This window comes from Variovorax sp. 10L426, assembly GCF_056395305.1.
In genome coordinates, this window is sequence record NZ_JBFTJF010000004.1 from 327911 (window position 1) to 349591 (window position 21681).

Consider the following 21681-nt stretch of genomic DNA (forward strand, 5'->3'; position numbering starts at 1 on the left):
TACCGGCCGCGGCCGCATCTCTCCCGAGTCCACGCCATGCCAGAAACGTCCGAAGTCATTCCTGAGTCGCAACACGCCGATCCGGTGGGTCCCGCCAAGGAGGGCGAATTCATCAGGTTCCCCGGTTCTCCGTTCGAGCTCTACCAGCCCTATCCGCCGGCGGGTGACCAGCCCACTGCGATCGCCGGCCTTGTCGAAGGTGTCCAGGATGGCGAGGTGTATCAGACGCTGCTGGGCGTCACCGGCTCCGGCAAGACCTTCACCATGGCCAACGTGATCGCCCGCCTGGGTCGGCCGGCGATCGTGTTTGCACCCAACAAGACGCTGGCGGCGCAGTTGTATAGCGAGTTCCGGGAGTTCTTTCCGAAGAATGCCGTCGAGTACTTCGTCAGCTACTACGACTATTACCAGCCTGAGGCCTACGTTCCTCAGCGTGACCTGTTCATCGAGAAGGACAGTTCGATCAACGAGCACATCGAGCAGATGCGGCTGTCGGCCACAAAAAGCGTGCTGGAACGGCGCGACACGGTGATCGTGGCGACGGTGAGCGCCATCTACGGCATCGGCACCCCCGAGGACTACACGCAGATGCGCTTCATCATGCGAACGGGCGACAAGATCGGCCAACGCGACGTGATCGGGCGGCTCATTCGTATGCAATACACGCGAAACGAGCAGGATTTTTCGCGCGGCACCTTCCGCGTGCGCGGCGACACGATCGACGTCTTTCCGGCAGAGCACAGCGAGTTGGCGATCCGCATCGAGCTGTTCGATGACGAGATCGAGTCTCTGCAATTGTTCGATCCGCTCACGGGCCGCATTCGGCAGAAGATTCCGCGCTTCACCGTCTACCCCTCGAGCCACTACGTCACGCCGCGCGACAAGGTGTTGAATGCGGTGGAAACCATCAAGTTGGAACTCGACGAACGGCTGAAGTTTTTCCTGGCCGAGGGCAAGCTGGTCGAGGCGCAGCGAATCGAGCAGCGCACGCGTTTCGATCTCGAAATGTTGGCCGAGATCGGGCACTGCAAGGGCATCGAAAACTACACCCGCCATCTGTCAGGTGCTGCGCCGGGGGAACCGCCAGCCACGCTGACCGACTATCTTCCGAAGGATGCCCTGATGTTCCTCGACGAGAGCCACCAGATGATCGGGCAGCTCGGCGGCATGTACAACGGTGACCGGGCGCGCAAGACGACGCTCGTCGAATACGGCTTCCGGCTGCCCTCGGCACTCGACAACCGGCCGCTGAAGTTCGAGGAATTCGAAACCCGCATGCGTCAGTGCATCTTCGTGTCCGCCACGCCGGCGCAATACGAAAAGGACAACGCCGGCAATGTGGTGGAGCAATTGGTGCGTCCGACAGGCTTGATCGACCCCGAGGTCGAAGTCCGTCCGGCCACGCACCAGGTGGATGATGTGTTGCAGGAAATCCGTCTGCGGGTGGACAAGAACGAGCGGGTGCTGATCACGACCTTGACCAAGCGAATGGCCGAACAGCTGACCGACTACCTGGGCGATAACGGCGTCAAGGTGCGTTACCTGCACAGCGATGTGGATACCGTCGAGCGCGTCGAGATCCTTCGCGACCTCCGCCTCGGGACGTTCGACGTGCTGGTCGGCATCAACCTCCTCAGGGAAGGGCTGGATATTCCCGAGGTGTCGTTGGTCGCGATTCTCGATGCTGACAAGGAAGGCTTCTTGCGTGCCGAGCGCTCGCTGATCCAGACCATCGGCCGCGCGGCTCGAAACCTCCATGGCAAGGCGATTCTTTATGGCGATCGCGTCACCGATTCGATGAAGAAAGCCATCGACGAGACGGAGCGTCGACGCGCCCGCCAGATCGCCCATAACGAGGCGAACGGCATCACGCCGCGAAGTATCGTCAAACAGGTTCGGGACCTGATTGACGGGGTGTATAGCGAAAAATCCGGGAAGGAAGCCGCAAAGCGTGACCTTGAGCGTGCAAAGGTGGAGGACATGTCCGAAAAGGACATCGCGCGCGAGATCAAGCGGCTTGAAAAGACCATGCTTGAACACGCGCGCAATCTCGAATTCGAGAAGGCTGCACGTGTCCGGGATCAGCTGGCGTTGCTGCGCGAGCAAGCGTTTGGAGCCTCGGGGCACGACAATATTGCGGTTCCGTCGTCAGGCGACGCGACCGCCTGAGTCGCCGCAGGACTGCAATCGGGTTTACCCCAGCAGTCCGAAGGGCCTTCTGCTATACTTGAGCAAAACACTCAACAACAAAGAAACTTCGCGATGAAGGGCCGACTCCCAATAACTGGTTCACCAGTGAAGCAGGGGTCGGGCAGGGCGGAGACGACGTCACCCAGGCCTCGGCCAAGGTGTCATTTCAACGGTAAGCACTAAGGAGCTTGCGATGCGTCTCACTACCAAAGGCCGCTTTGCGGTTACAGCCATGATCGATCTGGCGCTGCGCCAGAACACCGGTCCGGTCACGCTGGCCGCAATCAGCCAGCGGCAGCAGATTTCGTTGTCGTATCTCGAACAACTCTTCGGCAAGCTGCGTCGCCACGAACTGGTCGAGTCGACCCGCGGCCCCGGCGGCGGCTATTCGCTCGGTCGCAAGGCTGCAGATATCACCGTGGCCGACATCATTGTTTCCGTCGATGAGCCCATTGATGCCACCCAGTGCGGCGGCAAGGAAAACTGCCTTGGAGAAGCCGGTCGATGCATGACCCACGAACTGTGGGCTTCGCTCAACCAGCGCATGGTCGAATTTCTCGACTCGGTGACGTTGCAGAAGCTGGTTGACGACCAGATCGCCAAGGGCGTCCAGATTGAGAACAAACCAGCCGTCAAGCGCGCGATTTCGAGCCAGCCGGTCGTCAAGCCGATCAGGGTGAATGCGCCGAATTCGGTATTCGCATTGGGCAATGCGTTCGCCAAATCGTGATCTGTAGGCGCCTTCGGGCGCCGCTGCTTCCAGCTTCCACAAAGATAAACCCCACGCCAGCCTGAGCCAGCCATGGACGTCACTCCTCATTTCCCGATCTATCTTGACTATGGCGCCACGACGCCGGTTGATCCGCGCGTGGTCGACGCGATGATTCCCTGGTTGCGTGAGCACTTCGGCAATCCGGCGTCGCGTAGCCATGCATGGGGATGGGAGGCCGAGGAGGCCGTCGAAAAGGCGCGTGTCGACGTGGCCGACCTGATCGGCGCGGATCCGCGCGAAATCGTCTGGACTTCCGGCGCCACCGAATCGAACAATCTCGCGCTCAAGGGTGCCGCCCACTTCTACAAGGGCAAGGGAAAGCACCTCATCACGGTGAAGACGGAGCACAAGGCCGTGCTCGACACTATGCGCGAACTCGAGCGACAGGGCTTCGAAGTGACCTACCTGGACGTCCAGGAAGACGGCCTGCTCGACCTGGAAGTGTTCAAGGCCGCGATCCGTCCGGACACCATCCTTGCGAGCGTGATGTTCGTGAACAACGAGATCGGTGTGATCCAGGACTTGGTTGCGCTCGGCAACATCTGTCGTGAAAAGGGCGTGATCTTCCATGTCGACGCGGCGCAGGCGACCGGCAAGGTCGAAATCGATGTCAAGAACCTGCCGATCGACCTGATGAGCCTGGCTTCCCACAAGACTTACGGGCCAAAGGGCATCGGCGCGCTGTATGTGCGCCGCAAGCCGCGCGTGCGTCTCGAAGCTCAGATGCATGGTGGCGGCCATGAGCGTGGCATGCGTTCGGGCACGCTGCCCACGCACCAGATCGTGGGTATGGGCGAGGCCTTCCGACTCGCCAAGCTTGAAATGAAGCAAGACATTGCCAAGGCGCAGGCGCTCCAGAAGCGCCTTCTCGATGGCCTGAAGGATGTCGAGCAGGTGTTCATCAATGGCGATCTCGAGCACCGCGTCCCGCACAACCTGAACATGAGCTTCAACTACGTCGAAGGCGAGTCGCTGATCATGGGCATCAAGGGTTTGGCGGTGTCCAGCGGCTCCGCCTGCACCTCGGCCAGCCTCGAGCCCAGCTATGTGCTGCGCGCGCTGGGCCGCAGCGACGAACTCGCGCACAGCAGCTTGCGCATGACGATCGGCCGGTTCACGACCGAAGAAGAGATCGACTACGCGATCTCGACCATCAAGCACAACGTGGCCAAGCTCCGGGAACTGAGCCCGTTGTGGGAGATGTTCCAGGACGGCATCGACATCAGCACGATCCAGTGGTCGGCTCACTAGAAATCAATGAGGTATCCCCATGGCATATTCATCCAAGGTCATTGACCACTACGAAAATCCCCGCAATGTCGGCTCTTTCGAAAAGGGCGACGAGTCGGTGGGCACCGGCATGGTGGGCGCGCCTGCCTGCGGTGACGTCATGAAGCTCCAGATCAAGGTCAACCCCGAAACCGGGGTGATCGAGGACGCACGCTTCAAGACATACGGCTGCGGCTCGGCAATTGCCTCGTCTTCGCTCGTGACCGAATGGGTCAAGGGCAAGACGCTCGACGAAGCGGCCGCGCTGAAGAACGCGCAGATAGCCGAAGAGCTGGCGTTGCCGCCCGTCAAGATCCACTGCTCGATCCTCGCGGAAGACGCGATCAAGGCGGCGGTCAGCGATTACAAGGCCAAGCATGGCGTTGCCGCATCGGCGACGGAGGCTGCTCACTGACATGGCTGTGACTCTCACCGAATCGGCCGCGCGCCACGTCACGCGCTACCTCGGCAAGCGAGGTAAGGGTGTAGGTGTGCGGCTGGGCGTCAAGACCACCGGCTGCTCGGGGCTCGCCTACAAGCTCGAGTACGTCGATGAGTTGTCGCCCGAAGACGTGGTGTTCGAAGACCACGGCGTGAAGGTGCTGGTTGACCCCAAAAGCCTCGCCTACATCGACGGGACCCAACTCGATTTTGTGCGTGAAGGTCTCAACGAGGGCTTCAAGTTCAACAATCCGAACGAACGCGACCGCTGCGGTTGCGGCGAGAGCTTTCGCATCTGACTTCACCGGCATCGAGCCCGAGCCGCCACCATGTCATGTGCTGGCGGCTTTTTGACGCATGAACCTCACTGACAACGATTTCGACCTCTTCGCGGTACCTGTCCGCTTTGGACAAGACCGCGCCAAGTTGGACGTCCGCTGGAAAGAATTGCAGCGCGAAGCGCATCCAGATCGCTTCGCTGCGCAAGGCACTGCGGCGCAACGGGTGGCGATGCAGTGGTCGGTGCGCATCAACGAGGCCTACCAGCGCCTGAAGGATCCGATCAAGCGTGCTGGATACCTTTGCCAGTTGAACGGCGCTCCGATCAACGCCGAGAACAATACGGCGATGCCGGCGGATTTTCTGATGCACCAGATCGAGTGGCGCGAAGAACTCGATGAAGCGCGCGGCGTGGCCGATATCGAGAAACTGCGTGCCGAAGTCGACGCCGGCCGCGCGCGGGCGCTGTCCTCGCTTGACTGGCTCATCGACGAAAAGGGCGACTATCCCGCTGCGGCGCTGCAGGTCAGAGCCCTCATGTTCATAGAGCGCTTTGCCGAGGACATCGAGGCGAAGTCGGAGCAATTGGGACAATAGCGCCATGGCATTGCTCCAGATTTCAGAACCCGGCCAGGCGCCTGACCCGCACCAGCGCCGTATCGCGGTCGGCATCGACCTTGGAACCACGCACTCCCTCGTGGCGGCGGTGCGCAACGGCGTGTCCGAATGCCTGCCCGATACAGAAGGCCGTGTGGTGCTGCCCTCGGCGGTGCGCTATCTCGACAAGGACCGGCGCCAGATCGGCTTCGACGCGCTGGCTGCGCGTGTCGGCGATCCCGCAAATGTCATCACGTCTGTCAAGCGCTTGATGGGTCGCGGCATCCAGGACATTGTCAATCGGGATGCGATGGCCTACCACCTGACGGACGACGCAGGCATGGTCCGCGTTCGGACTGCGGCCGGCGAGAAATCCCCGATCGAAGTCAGCGCCGAGATCCTCGCGACCCTGCGCTATCGCGCCGAGGACACTTTTGACGACGATCTGTATGGCGCCGTGATCACGGTGCCGGCCTACTTTGACGAAGGTCAACGCCAAGCCACCAAGGACGCCGCGCAACTCGCGGGACTCAACGTGCTGCGCCTCATCAGCGAACCGACAGCGGCCGCGATTGCCTATGGGCTGGACAATGCGAGCGAGGGCGTCTATGCCGTCTACGACCTGGGTGGCGGCACGTTCGACATTTCGATCCTGCGACTGACTCAGGGTGTATTCGAGGTCATTGCGACCGGCGGTGACTCGGCCCTGGGGGGCGACGACTACGACCACGCGCTGGCCGACCTGGTCCTCGCGCAAACCGGCCACAAGGTGCACAGCGATGCCGACAAGGCCGCGCTGCTGGTATCGGCGCGAGTCGTCAAGGAAGCGCTGTCGTCGGCGGAGTCGGCGACGTTCTCGGCGAGCCTGGAAACAGCGAAAGTGTCCGTTGAAATTCGACGTGCGCAATTCGAAGCGGCCACCGAGTCCCTTACCGCGCGGACGATCGTGGCAGTCCGCAAAGCGCTGCGTGACGCAAAGCTGCAGCCGGCCGAACTGCAAGGCATCGTGCTGGTCGGCGGCGCCACGCGCATGCCGCAAATCCGGTGCGCGGTCGGTCGTTTCTTTGGTCGCGAGCCTTTGACCAATCTCAATCCCGACGAGGTCGTGGCACTTGGTGCGGCGATCCAGGCCAACCAGCTCGCCGGTAATGCCGGTGCGGACGACTTGTTGCTGCTCGACGTGATTCCCCTTTCGCTTGGCATCGAAACGATGGGCGGACTTGTCGAACGCATCGTGCCGCGCAACCAGACCATTCCGACGGCGATGGCCCAGGATTTCACGACCTACAAGGACGGCCAGACGGCGCTGGCGCTGCACGTGGTGCAAGGTGAACGTGATCTCGTCGCAGACTGCCGAAGCCTGGCTCGGTTCGAACTGCGTGGCATACCGCCGATGGTCGCGGGTGCTGCGCGCATCCGGGTCACTTTCACCATCGATGCCGACGGCCTGCTCAGCGTGAGCGCCAAGGAGCAGGGCAGCGGCGTGGAGGCCAGCGTCACCATCAAGCCCTCCTATGGGCTTTCGGACGACCAGATCGCCGCCATGCTGCAGGACAGCTTCTCGACCGCGCAGCAGGACATGCAGGCGCGCGCGCTGGCGGAGGCGCGCGTAGACGCCGATCGCATGCTGCTGGCGACACAGAGTGCGCTGGATGCGGACGGTACGCTTCTGTCCTCCGATGAACGCGCCGCGATCAGTGCGCTGATGGATGCGCTGCGCGAAACTCGATCCATCGGCGACGCAGCCGCTGTCGAAGCAGCAACCAAGGCGCTCGCCGACGGCACCGAAGCCTTCGCGGCTGAACGGATGAACGCAGGCATTGCGCGCGCGCTTGCGGGTCGCCAGATCGAATCCCTCTAGAACATCCAATGCCCAAGATCAAGATCCTTCCCCACCCAGAGTACTGTCCGCAAGGCGCCGAGATCACCGCGCCCGCCGGCACCTCGATCTGCGAGGCCTTGCTGGAGAATCACATCAACATCGAACATGCCTGCGAGATGAGCTGCGCATGCACGACCTGCCACGTGGTGGTCCGCAAGGGACTCGAGTCGCTGAACGATGCCGAGGAAGAGGAAGAAGACCTGCTCGACCGCGCGTGGGGCCTCGAGCCTCAATCGCGCCTGAGCTGCCAGGCGATCCTTGCACAATCGGACCTGACCGTCGAAATCCCGAAGTACTCGATCAACCACGCGAAAGAAAATCACTGATGACCAGGCAGATCGTTCTCGATACCGAAACCACGGGCCTCTCGGCTGAAAACGGCGATCGCATCATCGAACTCGGTTGCGTCGAGCTGTTCAACCGCAAGCTCACCGGGAACGACCTGCACATCTACTTCAATCCTGAGCGCGAGAGCCATGAGGACGCGCTCAAGGTGCACGGCCTGACGACCGACTTTCTGCGCGACAAGCCGAAGTTTGCGACGCTTGCCAACGACATCGTCGACTATCTGCGCGATGCCGAACTGATCATCCACAACGCGGCCTTCGACGTCGGGTTTCTCAACAAGGAGTTCGAGCTCGCCGGCCTGCCCCGCCTGCAAAGTTTCGTTGGAGAGGTGACCGACACGCTGGCCATGGCGAAGATGGTGTATCCCGGCAAGCGCAATTCTCTCGACGCGCTGTGTGATCGCTTCGGGGTGGACCGGTCGAACCGAACCTTCCACGGCGCCAAGCTTGACGCGCAACTGCTGGCTGACGTCTACATCAACCTCACGCGCGGCCAGGATGCCCTGCTGATTGACGTCGCCTCGAACGAGCCGGCGCAGGGGGCTATTGTTCTGGTTGAACTGAGCACGTTCGAGTTGCCGGTGCTGATTGCGACCGAACATGAACTTGCCGCGCACGAGGAAGTGCTGGCCCAACTCGACAAGGCCAGCAATGGCCGCACGCTTTTTCGACAGTTTTCGGAAAATGCTGTGGCATAATCGCAAGCTTCGCGCCACGCGGTGCGGAAATCCAAAGGCGCACGTATTCGACATGTGCGCCACGGGCGGTTAGCTCAGGGGTAGAGCACAGCATTCACACTGCTGGGGTCGGAGGTTCGAAGCCTCCACCGCCCACCAAATTCCCCCTCTCTCACATTGCCAGTGCTGGCCCTCAGGGTTTGCGCTGTGCGTTGCCGCGCGCGCAGCTTTCCGAATCTTCGGCTTGACTCGTCCCTGGCGTCTTGGCTCGAGGCGCTGTGCGGGAAATTTCGCGCCATCTTCGAGACGGGTTCCCCCTGTTTTGGAGAGCCGGCCGACATTCAAAAGCAGGGCGGATCGGCACAATTCCTCTTCTTGATTCCGCGCTGCAAAGACTGAATTCGACTTCAGCACGCGCCGCGCGGGAGGGCGCCAGGGAAACGCTCCGCAAGGGCGCCCGACAACATGCCCGCAACCAAACACCAGCAAACACCGATAGACGGACCACGGGTTCATGCACGCCGATCTCGCCTTGAAGATGATGACAGACCTGTTCTGGACAGGGCTGCTGGTGTGCCTGCCTCTGCTGGGTTTGACCATGCTGGTTGGCATCGTGATCAGCGTGGTTCAGGTCGTGACGCAGGTGCAGGAGATGTCGCTCACATTCGTTCCCAAACTCTTCACTGCCGCAGCGGTGCTGATCCTGGCGGGCCCCTGGATGTTGCGCAAGTTGACTCAGTTCACCGTGCAACTCTGGAGCGGTATCCCCGCGATGTTCTGAGGCAGGCGACTTGTGAACGCGTTGTCATCGACGGCGGTGCCGACCGCATTTGCCGCGGCGGGGATTGGCGTGGACTGGCTGGCTCGTGTCAGCTTGTTGGCGCTGCGCGTCGCGGCGACGTTTGTCATGACGCCCGTGCTGTATGCGGTGCCGTTGCCGACCTCGGTGCGCATGCTGTTGGTTCTGGCCTTGTCCTTTGCGTTGGCTTCGGGCCTGTCCGTGCCCGGCGGGGAGTGGACGGGGTGGAGCGACTTCCTCGTGGCCGCCATGGCCGAAATCGCCTTGGGCGCGACACTGGGCCTCGGCATTCTGATGGCCTTCGCCGCGTTTTCCGTTGCGGGGCAACTGCTCGATGTGCAGTTGGGTTTCGGCATGGCGCAGATCATCGATCCGGTCACGAAGCGGCCCGTTCCGATCCTGACCTCGGCCTTCGAGTACCTCGGCGTCCTCGTTTTCTTCCTGGTCAATGGACACCACGCGCTGCTGCGCGGCCTTCGGTACAGCGTGGAGCGCTTTCCGGTCGGCGTGCCGTGGTCTGTGGCGCAGGCGGTGGCGCCGGTGCTCAAGCAGGCGGGCGGGCTGTTCAGTCTTGGCTTTGCCTTGGCGGCACCGGTGGTGTTCTGCATTCTGCTCACCGAATTCGTCCTGGGCGTCGTGGCCCGCAACCTGCCGCAGATGAACATGTTCACGATGGGCATTCCCGTCAAGATCGTCGTGGGACTGGTTGCGCTATCGGTGTGGTTCGCGGGTGTGGGCGGCACCGTGACGAGGGTTTATGCCAGCATCACCATCGTGTGGAGCGACGTCTTCGTGGCGGCGGAGAGAGGGCGCTGATGGCGGATCAGGATCTAGATCGCAGTCAGGCTGCCACGCCGCACAAGCTGAAGCGCGCACGCGAGCGCGGGCAAACTGCCAAGAGCACCGATCTCGTGTCTGCCATCGTGTTTGCCGTCGCTGTGGTCTATATGACGGGGCAGGGGTTCGATGCCGTCTCGACGCAATTCCGCCTTGATCTGGCGCTCTTGCTGCAAGCTGGCCGGATGGATCCTTCGGGCGCAATGCTGTGGCCGATGATCGATCACGTTCTGCGATCGACGCTGCTGCTGATGGCGCCGTTCCTCGCGACGGTCATGCTGGCGGCCATTGCCGGCAACATGCTGCAGACGGGACCCATTCTTTCGTTCGAGCCCCTGAAAGCCGATTTCGACCGGATCAATCCTGTCAACGGCCTGAAGCGCCTGTTCGCGATGCGGGTGCTGTTCGACGCCGCGCGTGCGCTGGTCAAGCTGGGCTTGCTGTCGCTCGTCGCGCTCCTGGGACTCGAGGCGCTGACAGGGCAGTTCCATGCGCTGCCCTCGCTGTCTCCTGTCGGCTATCTGCGCGCGCTATTGAACGACCTTGCCAGCCTCGGCCTCAAGATGGCGTTGATTCTGGGGTTGGTCGCGCTGGTCGACCTCATGTACACACGGCACGCCTTCGCCAGGAAGATGCGCATGAGCCAGCGCGAACTCAAGGATGAGATCAAGCAGCGGGAGGGCGATCCGCGCATTCGCGCGCGCGTGCGCGAACTGCGCCGCGAAATGCTCAAGCGCAGCCAGGCGTTGCGGCAGACCCGGAATGCAGACGTGCTGATTACCAATCCGACCCATCTTGCGGTTGCATTGAAGTATGAGCACGGCCGCATGGCGTCGCCGCAATTGCTGGCGAAGGGCGCGGGTCATCTGGCCACAGCCATGCGCGATATCGCCGCGCGTCACCGGATTCCCGTCGTACGGAACCCGCCATTGGCGCGGAGCCTGTTCCGCGACCTCCCGGTGGACCACCCCGTTCCGCCGGAACTCTATGCGCAGGTAGCGCGCATCATCGTATGGGTCTTCGCGATGCGCGAGAAAAACCAGGGAGCTTCCGTGGGAGCGCGGTCATGAAGGCATTGAGCCGCATGGTCGTAAGGCATAGCGACATTGCGCTGGTGCTGCTCGTGCTCGGTGTGCTGGTGGTGCTCTTTGCGCCGATCCCCAGCGGGCTGCTCGACTTCCTCATCCTGAGCAACTTCAGCTTTGCCTTCCTGGTCCTGCTGCTGACCTTCTACATGGCCCGGCCGGTTGAGTTCTCGACCTTTCCGTCGCTGTTGCTGATCGCGACCCTCTTCCGTCTTTCGCTCAACGTGGCGGCTACGCGGCTCATCTTGTCGGACGGCGACGCGGGCCGCGTCATCGGGGCGATCGGCGCCTTTGTCGTCGGTGGCAATTACGTCATCGGCCTGATCATTTTCCTGATCCTCATCGTGGTGCAGTACGTGGTGGTAACCAGCGGTGCGCAGCGCGTGTCGGAAGTCGCGGCGCGCTTCACGCTCGACAGCATGCCGGGCCAGCAGATGAGCATCGACGCCGATCTCAACATGGGTTTCATCGACCAGGCCGAGGCCCAGCGGCGTCGCAAGAATCTCGAGAAGGAAGCCGGCTTCTATGGCGCCATGGACGGGGCCAGCAAGTTCGTCAAGGGCGATGCGATCGCCGGCATCGTGATCCTGCTGATCAACATCGTCGGCGGTCTGGTCATCGGCGTGATGCAGCACGGCATGCCGTGGGGTCGGGCGCTGCAAACCTACACCCTGCTGACCATCGGCGACGGCATCGTGACCCAGGTGCCCGCGCTCGTCATCGCGGTGGGCACCGGCATCATCGTCACGCGCTCGTCGTCCGACACGAACCTGAGCCGCGAAGCCTTGCGCCAGATCGGTTCCTTTCCAAAGACGCTCCTGCTCGTGGCGATGGCGCTTGGCGGTCTGTTGCTGTTGCCGGGCATTCCGGCTGTGCCGACGCTGCTGCTGACGTCGTCGCTCCTTCTCACCGCGATGCTGCTCTATCGCGCGTCGAAGTCCGGCACCCCGCCCGGCGAAGCGGGCGATATGGTGGCGGGTCAGGCGCTCGACAGTGCACCCGTATCGAATCCGGATGGCATGCCGGCTGCGGCGCAGGATGATCCCTACGCACTGCTTCAAGTGGAGCCCATCGAGGTGCACCTGGGAAGTCGCTGGGTGCCGCTGGTCAATCAGCCGGGCAGCGTCTTCATGGAGCGCATCAGCGCCTTCCGCAAGCAGCACGCGCAGGAATTCGGCCTGGTGTTGCCGCGCGTGCGCTTCAAGGACTCGGCGAGGCTCTCGGCCGACCGGTACGAGATCCAGATCGACGGCGTGCTGGTCGGCAAGGGCGAGGTGCGTGCGGACAAGCTTCTCGCGATCCATCCCTCCGGCGACACCAAGGCCGTGCCGGGCGAGCCGACACGCGATCCCACCTATGGATTGCCCGCCTTGTGGATCGACGAAAGCCAGCGCGAAGCGGCAGGCAAGGCCAATTTCACGCTGGTGGACGGCCCCACGGTCTTCATGACGCATCTCACGGAGATGCTGCGCCGCGAGTCCGCGACACTGCTGACGCGTGCCGAGATCGACCGGCTGCTGGGGCGCGTGCGACAAGCCCAGCCGGGCCTCGTCGAGGAATTGATCCCGACCGTTCTTTCGTCCAGCGAAGTGCAGAAGGTGCTTCAGAACCTCCTGCGCGAGAAGGTGTCGATCCGCCACATCGAGGCCATCCTCGAAACCCTGGCCGACGCCGGTCGCTCCACCCGCGACGCCAACCAGCTCACCGAAGCCGTACGCCAGCGGCTGGGCCATGCAATCTGCCAGGGGCTTCTGGGCGAGGCGAATTCGCTCCAGGTGCTCACGCTCGATCCGGCGATCGAAAGCCAGTTCCTCCAAAGCATCCAGTCGGCCACGGAAGAAGGAGGAGGGCAAGCCTTTGCGCTCGATCCGCGTCTGACGGAGCAACTCGTGAAGCGCCTCGTGCAGCAGGCCGAACGCATGATGAAGAGCAACCTGCTGCCGGTGCTGCTTTGCGCGCCGGAATTGCGTCGCCATGTGCGCGCGCTGTCCGAGCGCGTGATGCCGCATTTGCGCGTCCTGTCCATGACCGAAGTGCCTCATGCCGTCGAGCTCAAGTCCTTTGGCGTCATTCAACCCTGAACCCTGCGAGGACCGCATCAATGACCGACGTTCTAGCCATCAGCCTGCGCAGCATGCAGCACGACATGGCGCGCCTCGAGCGCATCAGCATGAACATGGCGAACGCCATGACCCCGGGCTACAAACGGGAAATGCCCGCGGCCCTGCCCTTGGCGGCCAGCGGATTCATCGATGCGATGCGTTCGATCGATGCGTCGGCGGCGCGAACCCTGACGGCCGCGACGCCCTCGGCCGGCGCGTTGATGGTCCGGACCGACATGCGCCCGGGCACGCTCAAGTCGACCGGTCAGGATCTCGATGTGGCGCTCGGCGGAACCGGCTTCTTCGAGGTGAACACCGACAGCGGCCCGGCCTACACGCGCCAAGGCAACTGGCAAGTGGATGCACGCGGCCGTCTGGTGACAGCGCAGGGACATCCGGTGATGGGCGTGGGCGGGGAAATCCTCCTGTCGAATCCTCGGCCGCGCATCGACGCGACCGGCCAAGTGTTCGATGCAATGGTCGACGGACGCGCCGATGCAGCCCCCGTTGCACAGCTGAAGGTCGTCCGGTTCGACGATGTCCGAGACCTGGAGCGCATCGGCGACGGTCTCGTGCGATCCCCCGTCCCTCCGCAGCAGCTCGTCGACAGCGAGGTTCAGGTGCACCAGGGCTTCCTCGAGAACTCCAACGTCAACTCGATGCAGGAGATGGTGCAGCTGATCCAGTCGATGCGGCACTTCGAGTCCATGCAGAAAGTGGCCCTGGGCTACGACGAAATGATCGGCGCCGCCGTGCGCAAGCTCGGCGAGATCTGAGCGCCGATCCTCCCCAGAGCTCCCAAGATTCCTCTGATCGAAGAAATGACTCATGTTTGACGCCCTCTATATCAGCGCCACGGGCATGCAGGCCCAGCAGCTCAACGTCGACACCATCGCCAACAACCTGGCCAATGTCAGCACCCCCGGATTCAAGAAGAGCAAGGTCGGCTTCACCGACCTGATGGTGCGTGAGGCCGCTCGGCTCACGCCGTCGCAGGTCGCAGGGCCGCTCGGCGGCGAGACGCGCTTGGGAGCAGGCGTAGGCATCACCGGCGTCGCGAAGCTCTTCGACATGGGCGACCTCAAGAAAACCGAGTCGGCCTTCGATCTTGCGATCCAGGGCGAAGGTTTTCTCGAGGTGAGCATGCCCGACGGATCGAGTGCCTACACGCGCGGCGGTACTTTCAAGATCAATCGCGAGGGCCTGTTGGCGACGCCGGGAGGCTTCCCGCTCAAGCCGATTCTCTCGATTCCCGACAACGCCGAGAGCATGGTGATCGAAGCCGATGGCCGTGTGCAGGTCCAGGTGCCAGGTCGGGCTTCACCCATCGATCTGGGCCAGCTTGAGCTGGTTCGCTTCACCAATCCATCCGGCTTGCTGGCGCAAGGCGACAACCTCTATCGCTCGAGCGTCGACTCGGGCGAGGCCATTGCCGCGAAGCCGGCGGAAGACGGCATGGGCAGCCTGGCGCAAGGTTTTCTCGAAGGGTCGAACGTCAAGCTGACCGAGGAAATGGTCAATCTCATGGTGGCGCAGCGCGTGTACGAGGCCAATGTCAAGGTCGTGCAGGCTTCCGACGAGATGCTGGCAATGATCAATGGCCTGCGTCGATAGAAACCCGGCCGCTGCGCGCGCGAGCGCACTGGCCCTCGCGTTGTGCGTGGCGACGTCGCTGGGCATCCACGCCTCCGCATCCGCAATCCCGAGGCCGAGCCCGACCGTCACCATCGAGTTGCGACCGGGCGTGAAGATCGGCCGGTCGCAGGTACGCCTGGGCGACGTCGCCTATCTCACGACGCATGACCTGCCCACGCTGCGCCAGTTGATGGCCTTGCCGATGGGCGCCGCGCCGCGGCCGGGTTCTCCTGCGGTGCTCGATCGCGAGACGGTCGAGCGCTGGATCCATGCAAAGAGCGGCTTGTTCGCCATTCGCTGGGAGGGGCCGATCGAGGTCGAAGTCGAAAGCGCCGCGTTGCAATTACCCGGCGACACCGTGATCGACGCGGCTCAGTCCGCGCTCACGCGGTGGCTGTCGGAGCGTAGCCTGCGTGCCGAAGTCCGGCCCGTGTCGACGGCGCGCGATCTCGTTCTGCCGGCCGGGAAGCCCACGCTGCATGTGCGGCCGATCGCAAGCCAGGCGTTGCCGTCGAAGCGCATGTTGGTGTGGGTCGATGCCTGGGTGGACGACCGGTTCGTGCGGACGACTGCGGTGAGCTTCGAGGTGAGTGCCTGGGCATTGGTGACGGTGGCAGCAGCGGATGTCGATCGCGGCGTGACAGTCGATCCGGTTGTGCGCCATGGTGCGCTGCAAGAGCGAGAGGTCGATCTGACGACGCTCCGTCAAGGAAAGCCGGCCGCTTCCGCCAAGAGCCGTACCACCGTGGCGGAGAGCAACCAGCAGTTGCGCCGTCCGTTGCGCAGCGGCGAGGCGCTCACCGAGTCGCATCTGGAGCCGGCGCTTGCGGTCGCGCGCGGTAGCTCGGCCGAGTTGACGGCCCGCAGCGGCGATGTCGCGATCCAGAGCCGTGTCGAGGTGTTGCAGGACGGCCGTCCCGGGCAGATTGTCCGCGTCAAGGTGCCGGGCGCCAGCGGCGAGGTCTTGGCGCGCGTGACCGGGCCGGGTCAGGTCGAGGTGCAGCCGTGACATTGCGTTGGTTGAATCTGTTCGCTCTCACGGCGATGCTGTGTGTGCCGTCGGCGATGGCGGAAAGTCTTTATCAGGAGGGCAGTTTCCAGCCACTGACTGCCGACAACAAGGCCTTTCGTGTTGGCGATTCGCTCACCGTGCAGGTCTACGAGAACTCGTCCGCGACGAGCAGCGCCGATACCGGCACCCGCCGCGGCAACGACCTGTCCGGCTCTGTCACCCACAACGGCGGCAAGCTGGTCGGCCAGTTCGGCATCGGCATCGCCGGCAATTTCGACGGCGGCGGCCGGACCCAGCGAACCAACAAGCTGCTGGCGACGCTCAGCGTGACCGTGATCGAAGTTCTGCCGAACCGCGAGTTGCGCGTGGCTGGCGAGCAGTTGCTGACGGTCAACGACGAACTGCAGAGAGTCAATCTCGAAGGGCGCGTGCGGCCGCAGGATATCTCCAGCGGCAACGTAGTCTTGTCGACACGGCTGGCCGACGCGCGCATCACCTATGTGGGTGAGGGTGACGTGTCCGACCGCGCCCGGCGCAGCGCATGGCGGCGGATTCTGGATTGGCTTGGGCTGTGATGAAAACAGGAGTCTCTCGAATCGCCTCGTGCGTGGGACTGGTGTGCGCGCTGGTGATCATCGGCCTCCCGTCCGCGCATGCTGAAGGAATGCGCGTCAAGGACCTCGGCAAGCTCAAGGGCTGGCGCGACAACGCGCTGGTCGGCACGGGCATCGTCACCGGCCTCGCCGGCACCGGCGATTCGCCTGCCAACCGCACGACACGGCAATCGCTCTCGAACGTGCTGTCGCAGTTCGACCTGACCATTGCGCCGGAGCAGATTCAGAGCCGCAACGTCGCGATCGTCATGGTCAGCGCCTCGCTGCCGACCTTCGCGCGCGAAGGCGATACGCTCGACCTCACGGTGAGCTCCGCCGGCGATGCGCGCAGCCTCGTGGGCGGCACGCTGCTGATGACCCCATTGCGGGGTGCCAATGGCCGCACCTATGCACTGGGGCAGGGGCCGCTGTCGGTGGGCGGATATCGCTACGACGCCAACGGCAACGTGGTGCAGAAGAACCACCCGACCACGGCTTCGATTCCCAATGGCGCGACAGTGGAAGTCGGCGTGACCGCCGAGATGCTCGACGCACAGAAGAGCGTGACCTTCGTTCTTTCGGAGCCGGACTACACGACCGCCAACCGTGTCGCCGCGGCGATCAACAAGCAACTCGGCGAGCCGATCGCGCGGGCGAAAGATGCATCCGGCATCGAGATCGCGGTGCCGCCGGCGCAACGCGGCGACGTCGTGGCGCTGTTCACCCGCATCGAGAACGTGACGGTCGAGCCCGACCGGCGCGCCAAGGTCGTGATCAACGAACGCACCGGCACGGTGGTGTCGGGCGGCGATGTGCGGATCTCGAAGGTCGCGATCTCGCATGGCGGCATCAAGATCGCGATCTCCAGCGAGAACACCGCCTCGCAACCCTTCGACGTCATCGGCGCCGGGCCCGACGTTCGCACGGCGATCGTCACCAACACCCGCATCGAAGTCGAGGAGCAGAACGGCACCGGCTTCGTGAGTGGGTCCAACACCGTGTCGGACCTCGTGCAGTCGCTCGCCCGCCTCAAGACCAGCACACGCGACGTGATCTCCATCCTGCGCGCCGTCAAGGCTGCGGGTGCGCTTCATGGCGAACTCATCGTGCAGTGACCGGCACGCATCCACTGAATCTTCATTCATCTTCCCTGAACAGCATCCCATGACAGATGGAATCGAAGCCGTCACCCGATCGGCACTCTCGCTGGCGCTCGACGCTGCCGCCCTGCGCCAGCAGGCCATCGCCACAAACATCGCCAATGCCGACACGGTCGGCTATGTGCCGCGGCACGTGAACTTCGAGGCGCAGCTCGCTGACGCACGGCGCAGCCTGCGCCAATCCGGAAGGCTTGACGCTTTCGCGCTGGGTGATGTGCGCCCGCGCATCGAAGCGGCGCGCGATGGAAACGGTCTCCAGGCGCAGGTCCGGCTCGATGTGGAGTCAGCCGAGATGGCGCGCAATGCCGTGCACTACCAGGCGCTCGCCAAGGGGCTTGCGCGTCACTACGCGATTCTTTCGATGGCCGTCGGCGACGGAAGGAAATAAGCATGGACTACGCCCGATCTTTCGCCATCAGTGCCGTCGGCATGAACATCGAGCGTGCGCGCGTCGATGTCGCGGCACTCAACCTCGCCAATGCCAACACCGTTCAGGGTGTGGGCGGCGTCACGTACCGGCCGCTGCGCGTGGTGGCCCAGGCGCACACGGGGACACCCGCCGCAGGCGATGGCGTCCGCGCTTTTGATGCGATGGTCAGTCCCGGCATGGACACGGCAACGCAGGTGGCAACTTCGGTGCGCATCGTGCCTGCCGACGTTTCGCCGCGGCGTATGTACGAGCCCGGACATCCCATGGCCGATGAGCGCGGCTTTGTTTCCTACGCCGGTGTCGATCCGGCGACCGAAATGGTGAGCCTGATGAGCGCGACGCGCGCCTACGAGGCCAACGTCGCGGCGATGAACACGACCCGCGCCCTGGCGCTGCGGGCGCTCGACATTGGAGGACAGAACGCATGACCGGATTCCTTCCGATCGAGGCACTGGCCTCGCTGTCGCCGGCGGCGCAGAACATGGTGAGCATGGCCAACGCCAACGCGTTGGGCACGGCGGTGCCACCGACGCTGCAAGGCGCGGACGGATCCTTCGGAAAGCTCGTGACCGACGGAATCGCGCAGGTCAACAGCCGCTTGATCGACAGCCAGGTCGATTTGCAGAAGCTCGCCGTGGGCGACGCGCAGAACCTGCATCAGATCATGATGAAGCTCGAGGAAAGCCGCCTTTCGTTCCAACTGATGATGCAAGTCCGCAGCCGGCTGCTTGAGGCCTATCAAGACATCATGAAGATGCCGATATGAGCTTCTGGCAAGGACTGACGCAGCGTGCGCGATTCGGCCTGGTCGCCGGTGTGCTGGCCATCCTCGTGGCGACTTCGGTCGCCGGATGGTGGCTGTTGCGCACGGAATACCAGGCGCTTTTCACAGACCTGAAGCCGCAGGACGCGCAAGCGATGACCGCGGAGCTTGAGCGCCTCAAGATCCCCTACCGCCTGGGCGACAGCGGCACGGCGATCCTGGTGGACAAGGCCACCGTGCATGCGACGCGCATCAAGCTCATGGGCAAGGATCTGCCGCTGCACGGCGCGGTCGGGCTGGAACTCTTCAACAACACGGACTTCGGCATGACCGAGTTCGCACAGAAGATCAACTACCAGCGCGCCTTGCAGGGTGAACTCACGCGCACGATCCAGTCGCTCTCCGAAGTGCGCGAAGTGCGCGTCCTGCTGGCGCTTCCGGAACAGGGCCTGTTCAAGCAGGCGACTTCCAAGGCCAAGGCATCGATCACCGTGAGCCTGCGGCAGGGGCAGTCGCTGCGGCCCGAACAGGTGACCGGCATCCAGCGCCTCGTTGCGGCGGCCGTGCCCGGCATGACGAACCAGGACGTCACGATCGTCGACAGCCACGGCGTGGCCTTGACCCGTTCGGATTCGGGGGAGGCGGCCGATGGCCTCGACAGCGCTCGCCTGGACCTGAAGCGCGACACCGAGATTTACCTCGCCCGCAAGGCCACTGCCGTGCTGGACAAGACTTTTGGACCGGGACAGGCGCTCGCCAGCGTGGATGTGACACTCAACATGGATCAGATTCGCGTGACCACCGAAGACGTGTTGCCGGCCGCGTCGCGGGCCGGGCTGCAGGCCGCAGGCGTGATCGTGCGCGAGCGCGAAACGCTGCGTGACGCAGGAGCGATCGACACCCGGAACCCCGATGCCGGCGGAAGCGCGCAGCGCGATGTGGAGTACGCCGTGGGGCGGCGCGTCGAACAGGTGGTCAGCCAGCCCGGCTCCATCCGGCGCATTCAAGTGGTGGCCGTGGTGCGCAGCGCGCTCGACGTTTCGCAAGAAGAGCAGCTTGCCAAGGTCATTGCCGCAGCCGTCGGCGCCTCCACGGATCGTGGAGACACCGTGGTCGTGCAGTCGCTGACCGGCGGGGCCGTGGGGGCGACGCAACCGGCAGCAGCAACGTCGGCCGGCTTGTCGGTCGAACTGGCGCCGGAGGCATCGACTGTTCAGGATGCCGACTCCTGGCTTGGAGGACTCGACGGTGCATCGGCCCTTCGGTGGCTGCTCGGCGCTGCGCTGATGGCGATAGCGGCATTGCTGATCTATCGCATGAACCGTTCGACGCTGCGCCAGCGAGCATTCGATCAGCCGGTTCTGTCGGAGGCGGAACGAGCCGCCGCGTTGCAGCGGATGCGCGACTGGATGGCGGTAGATGCGCGCGCAGCCATGATTCCGGGGAGAAAGCCTTGATCGTCGAAGGCGGCCTCGCGCCTCGCCTTCACGACGGCCGTGCCGGCCCAGGCGAAACAGCCGGAGCGCGGCAGGCCGCGCTGCTCCTGCATGCCATGTCCCCGATCGATCGGACGTGGATGCTCGATGCCATGCCGGAGCGAGAGAGAGAAACATTGCAAGCGTTGCTGGCGGAATTGGCGTCCCTGGGCATCGCCAGTGACCCGACACTGATCGCGGATGCGACGATGCCGTCGTCCGATGAAGACGTGCTTCTCTCACTCGCCGGAGGCCGCCTCGACACCGTGATCAGGGCGCTGCGAAGCGAGCCGGCCGCCCTGATCGTCAGTTGGTTGCGCGTGGCCAACTGGCCTTGGCGCGAAGACCTGCTGCAAGCCCTTGAGCCCGACCAACGATCGCGTGTGCAGGCGCTGTTGGCATCGACGACTGCCGGCCCGGTGCCGCCAGCACTTCGCTCCGCCCTCATCGCCGCCGTTGTGGCGCGCCTTCGTGGGCCGGTACGGTATGAGCCGTTGCCGAGGCGGTGGCATGCCGTCCGGGAATCCTTGCGTGGGTTCTGGCGGCGGGCACGTGTCTCACAAGGAATATCCGGATGAGCGGTGAAGTCTCGTCGCGAGTGCTGTGCGATGTGGTGGTGCAGGGGCGTCGGGCGCTTGCGCGTCCGCAAGCGCCAGCCCTCGTGGCAGCTCCGACCGTGCAGAACCAGCCGGACTCTCGCCCGGCCGCCGCGCAACGCGATGACGAGGCCTGTCGCCGCGGCTATGACGAGGGTTTTGCCAAGGGGGTCGCCGAAGGCCTTGCGCAGGGGACCGAAAAAGCGAAGCAACGGGCACGTCAGGCGGCAGAGCAGGCCGAACGCGATCTCTTCGTGCAGAACGAACGTCTGGTCCAGGAACTGAAGCAGGAAGCCCAGGCCGACTGCGACGCACGCCTCGCACAACTGGACAAGCTGATCGCCGCGCTCGCGCCACAGATCGACGCCAGGGTGCAAGCGGCGGAGGACGACATCCTGGCGCTTTGCTTCGAGGTCGTCTGCCGGTTGCTGGGCGAACACGCACCCCGGCCCGAGGCGCTCCAGGCCCAATTGAAGCAGGCGACGGAGGCCATGCGGAATGGGCAACTGGTGGCCATCCATTTGCATCCCGAAGATCTCGCTGTGCTGGAGAAAGCTGGCGTGGCGCCGGCGGAAAGCGGCGAGCGCGACGGTGTTCAATGGATTGGCAGCAACGAAGTTGTACTCGGCGGCTGCATCCTGCAGTCTCCCGAAGGCGGACTCGATGCGCGCTTCGAGACGCAATTGCAAGCGTTGCGAGAACTCCTCCAGCGCAGCCGCGCCATGGTTCGTGGGTCCTGA

The 21681-nt window shown here is 63.7% G+C and carries 24 protein-coding genes and 1 tRNA gene; all 25 read left to right on the forward strand.

What is annotated here, in order from left to right:
* Window positions 1-36 precede the first annotated feature (36 nt).
* The 25 genes from uvrB to AC1DHL_RS08355 all read left to right on the forward strand — a co-directional run bounded on the left by uvrB (window position 37) and on the right by AC1DHL_RS08355 (window position 21681).
* A complete protein-coding gene (gene uvrB, locus AC1DHL_RS08235) occupies window positions 37-2169 on the forward strand; it encodes an excinuclease ABC subunit UvrB (RefSeq protein WP_478096907.1) in 2133 nt (710 codons plus the stop codon).
* A gap of 214 nt (window positions 2170-2383) precedes the next feature.
* Entirely contained in the window at window positions 2384-2920 is a 537-nt protein-coding gene (gene iscR, locus AC1DHL_RS08240) for a Fe-S cluster assembly transcriptional regulator IscR (protein WP_028253560.1), read from the forward strand.
* Between the two features lie 72 nt (window positions 2921-2992).
* Window positions 2993-4213: an IscS subfamily cysteine desulfurase gene (locus AC1DHL_RS08245; RefSeq protein ID WP_478161656.1), complete on the forward strand. Its 1221-nt coding sequence runs from the start codon at window positions 2993-2995 to the stop codon at window positions 4211-4213.
* A gap of 19 nt (window positions 4214-4232) precedes the next feature.
* Window positions 4233-4646 carry a Fe-S cluster assembly scaffold IscU gene (gene iscU, locus AC1DHL_RS08250; protein WP_478096903.1) on the forward strand — a complete coding sequence of 138 codons (414 nt, stop codon included), beginning with the start codon at window positions 4233-4235 and terminating at the stop codon, window positions 4644-4646.
* A 1-nt stretch (window position 4647) separates the two neighbouring features.
* The gene (gene iscA / locus AC1DHL_RS08255; RefSeq protein ID WP_184524123.1) at window positions 4648-4971 is read left to right on the forward strand and encodes an iron-sulfur cluster assembly protein IscA; all 324 of its coding nucleotides are present in this window, start codon (window positions 4648-4650) and stop codon (window positions 4969-4971) included.
* Window positions 4972-5029: 58 nt separating this feature from the next.
* Window positions 5030-5548 carry a Fe-S protein assembly co-chaperone HscB gene (hscB, locus tag AC1DHL_RS08260; RefSeq protein WP_478161657.1) on the forward strand — a complete coding sequence of 173 codons (519 nt, stop codon included), beginning with the start codon at window positions 5030-5032 and terminating at the stop codon, window positions 5546-5548.
* Window positions 5549-5552: 4 nt separating this feature from the next.
* Window positions 5553-7409, forward strand: a complete 1857-nt coding sequence (gene hscA / locus AC1DHL_RS08265; protein ID WP_478161658.1) for a Fe-S protein assembly chaperone HscA — start codon at window positions 5553-5555, stop codon at window positions 7407-7409.
* Window positions 7410-7417: 8 nt separating this feature from the next.
* Entirely contained in the window at window positions 7418-7756 is a 339-nt protein-coding gene (fdx, locus tag AC1DHL_RS08270) for an ISC system 2Fe-2S type ferredoxin (protein WP_478161659.1), read from the forward strand.
* Window positions 7756-8475 (forward strand): DNA polymerase III subunit epsilon, encoded by a 720-nt coding sequence (gene dnaQ / locus AC1DHL_RS08275; RefSeq protein ID WP_478161660.1) that lies wholly within the window; start codon window positions 7756-7758, stop codon window positions 8473-8475. Before fdx ends, dnaQ begins: the two co-directional genes overlap by 1 nt.
* A gap of 63 nt (window positions 8476-8538) precedes the next feature.
* Window positions 8539-8613, forward strand: a tRNA-Val gene (locus AC1DHL_RS08280).
* Window positions 8614-8968: 355 nt separating this feature from the next.
* Entirely contained in the window at window positions 8969-9235 is a 267-nt protein-coding gene (locus AC1DHL_RS08285) for a flagellar biosynthetic protein FliQ (protein WP_478161661.1), read from the forward strand.
* Window positions 9236-9247: 12 nt separating this feature from the next.
* Complete coding sequence (locus AC1DHL_RS08290) at window positions 9248-10069, forward strand: flagellar biosynthetic protein FliR (protein WP_478161662.1); 822 nt, start codon at window positions 9248-9250, stop codon at window positions 10067-10069.
* A complete protein-coding gene (locus tag AC1DHL_RS08295; protein WP_478161663.1) occupies window positions 10069-11160 on the forward strand; it encodes an EscU/YscU/HrcU family type III secretion system export apparatus switch protein in 1092 nt (363 codons plus the stop codon). Before AC1DHL_RS08290 ends, AC1DHL_RS08295 begins: the two co-directional genes overlap by 1 nt.
* The gene (flhA, locus tag AC1DHL_RS08300; RefSeq protein WP_478161664.1) at window positions 11157-13256 is read left to right on the forward strand and encodes a flagellar biosynthesis protein FlhA; all 2100 of its coding nucleotides are present in this window, start codon (window positions 11157-11159) and stop codon (window positions 13254-13256) included. Before AC1DHL_RS08295 ends, flhA begins: the two co-directional genes overlap by 4 nt.
* Window positions 13257-13276: 20 nt before the next feature.
* A complete protein-coding gene (locus AC1DHL_RS08305; RefSeq protein WP_478161665.1) occupies window positions 13277-14053 on the forward strand; it encodes a flagellar hook-basal body protein in 777 nt (258 codons plus the stop codon).
* Window positions 14054-14105: 52 nt separating this feature from the next.
* Window positions 14106-14891 (forward strand): flagellar basal-body rod protein FlgG, encoded by a 786-nt coding sequence (gene flgG, locus AC1DHL_RS08310; protein ID WP_478096886.1) that lies wholly within the window; start codon window positions 14106-14108, stop codon window positions 14889-14891.
* Entirely contained in the window at window positions 14875-15921 is a 1047-nt protein-coding gene (flgA, locus tag AC1DHL_RS08315; protein ID WP_478161666.1) for a flagellar basal body P-ring formation chaperone FlgA, read from the forward strand. Before flgG ends, flgA begins: the two co-directional genes overlap by 17 nt.
* Window positions 15918-16499 carry a flagellar basal body L-ring protein FlgH gene (locus tag AC1DHL_RS08320; RefSeq protein ID WP_478161667.1) on the forward strand — a complete coding sequence of 194 codons (582 nt, stop codon included), beginning with the start codon at window positions 15918-15920 and terminating at the stop codon, window positions 16497-16499. Before flgA ends, AC1DHL_RS08320 begins: the two co-directional genes overlap by 4 nt.
* Window positions 16499-17632, forward strand: coding sequence for a flagellar basal body P-ring protein FlgI (locus AC1DHL_RS08325; protein WP_478161668.1), 1134 nt, complete (start codon window positions 16499-16501; stop codon window positions 17630-17632). The genes AC1DHL_RS08320 and AC1DHL_RS08325 overlap by 1 nt, the downstream gene beginning before the upstream one ends.
* 49 nt (window positions 17633-17681) lie before the next feature.
* On the forward strand, window positions 17682-18065 hold the full coding sequence (gene flgB / locus AC1DHL_RS08330; RefSeq protein WP_478096878.1) for a flagellar basal body rod protein FlgB: 384 nt from the start codon (window positions 17682-17684) through the stop codon (window positions 18063-18065).
* Window positions 18066-18067: 2 nt separating this feature from the next.
* On the forward strand, window positions 18068-18535 hold the full coding sequence (flgC, locus tag AC1DHL_RS08335) for a flagellar basal body rod protein FlgC (protein ID WP_478161669.1): 468 nt from the start codon (window positions 18068-18070) through the stop codon (window positions 18533-18535).
* Window positions 18532-18873, forward strand: a complete 342-nt coding sequence (gene fliE / locus AC1DHL_RS08340; protein WP_478161670.1) for a flagellar hook-basal body complex protein FliE — start codon at window positions 18532-18534, stop codon at window positions 18871-18873. Before flgC ends, fliE begins: the two co-directional genes overlap by 4 nt.
* Window positions 18870-20327: a flagellar basal-body MS-ring/collar protein FliF gene (gene fliF / locus AC1DHL_RS08345; RefSeq protein ID WP_478161671.1), complete on the forward strand. Its 1458-nt coding sequence runs from the start codon at window positions 18870-18872 to the stop codon at window positions 20325-20327. Before fliE ends, fliF begins: the two co-directional genes overlap by 4 nt.
* Before the next feature lie 119 nt (window positions 20328-20446).
* Complete coding sequence (locus AC1DHL_RS08350) at window positions 20447-20923, forward strand: hypothetical protein (RefSeq protein WP_478161672.1); 477 nt, start codon at window positions 20447-20449, stop codon at window positions 20921-20923.
* Window positions 20920-21681: a FliH/SctL family protein gene (locus tag AC1DHL_RS08355; RefSeq protein WP_478161673.1), complete on the forward strand. Its 762-nt coding sequence runs from the start codon at window positions 20920-20922 to the stop codon at window positions 21679-21681. The genes AC1DHL_RS08350 and AC1DHL_RS08355 overlap by 4 nt, the downstream gene beginning before the upstream one ends.